Annotated in this window: 1 protein-coding gene; it reads right to left on the bottom strand. The window is 67.1% G+C overall.

The annotated features are described in order from the left end of the window. Window positions 1-20 precede the first annotated feature (20 nt). Window positions 21-1028 (bottom strand): CaiB/BaiF CoA transferase family protein, encoded by a 1008-nt coding sequence (locus Q4I23_RS32750; protein WP_498529010.1) that lies wholly within the window; start codon window positions 1026-1028, stop codon window positions 21-23. Between the last annotated feature and the right edge of the window lie 94 nt (window positions 1029-1122).

The raw sequence follows: 1122 nt of genomic DNA, 5'->3' as shown, positions 1-1122 counted from the left end.
GCGTATAATCGTCGGCAGCGTCAGATGTGTATAAGAGACAGGACGAAAGGGTTCTCCAGCGATTGCGCGATGTCGAGGACCGGGGCGGCGGGAACGGCGCCGCCGAGGATCTCCACCCACTCCGCCGTGTCGCGCTGGCCGAGCACCTCGTCCAGCAGGACGGTGAGCAGCTCGCGGTTGGCGAGCCGGTCCTTGAAGCTGCGGAAGCGCGGGTCGTCCCCCCATTCCGGCTTGCCGATCTTGTCGCAGAAGACCGGCCAGAACTTCTCCTTGTTGCACATGACGAACAGCCAGCCGTCGCGCGTCCGGTAGAGCTGCGACGGGGTCAGCGAGGGATGCGCGGAGCGCGGCTCCCGCCCCTGGTTGTGGCCGCCGTTGAGGTACCAGGTGGCGAGGTAGGTCATGTTGTGCAGCGCCGTGTCGAACAGGCTGACGTCCACGTCCGAGCCCTTGCCGCTCGCCCGCGCCCCGACCACGCCGGAGACGAGGCCGAAGGCGGTCATCAGGCCGGTCATCATGTCGACCACCGACATGCCGAAGCGGGCGGGCGGGCCGTCCGGCTCACCGGTCACCGACAGGTACCCGGCCTCCGCCTGCATCAGATAGTCGTAGCCCGGCCAGGCCCGCCGCGGCCCCGTGCGCCCGTAGGCGGACAGGTGGGCGCAGACGATCTTCGGATTGACCGCCTTCAGATGCTCATAGGTGAGGCCCAGCTTGTCGGGCAGGTCGCCGCGCAGGTTGTCCAGCACGGCGTCGGCGTGGCGCACCAGCTCGTGCAGCACCGCCATGCCCTCGGGGTGCTTCAGGTTGAGGGTGATGCTGCGCTTGTTGCGGTTGAAGGACTGGTAGAAATGGCTGTTGCCGGGCCCGAAGAAATGGGGGCCGACATGCCGGCCGACCTCGCCGCCTTCGGCGGGATTCTCGACCTTGATGACTTCGGCCCCGAGATCGGCCAGCAGCATGGTGCCGAACGGGCCGGCGCCGTATTGCTCCACGGCGATGACGGTGACGCCTTCGAGGGGTAGCACGCGGTGTCTCCCTGATGGGGTGTGCGGGGTGTATGGGGAGTGGTTGCGCTGGGCTGTCTCTTATACACATCTGACGCTGCCGACGATTATACGC

It is taken from the genome of Azospirillum sp. UFLA03-27, from assembly GCF_059803775.1.
This window is presented reverse-complemented; position numbering and strand designations above follow the sequence as displayed.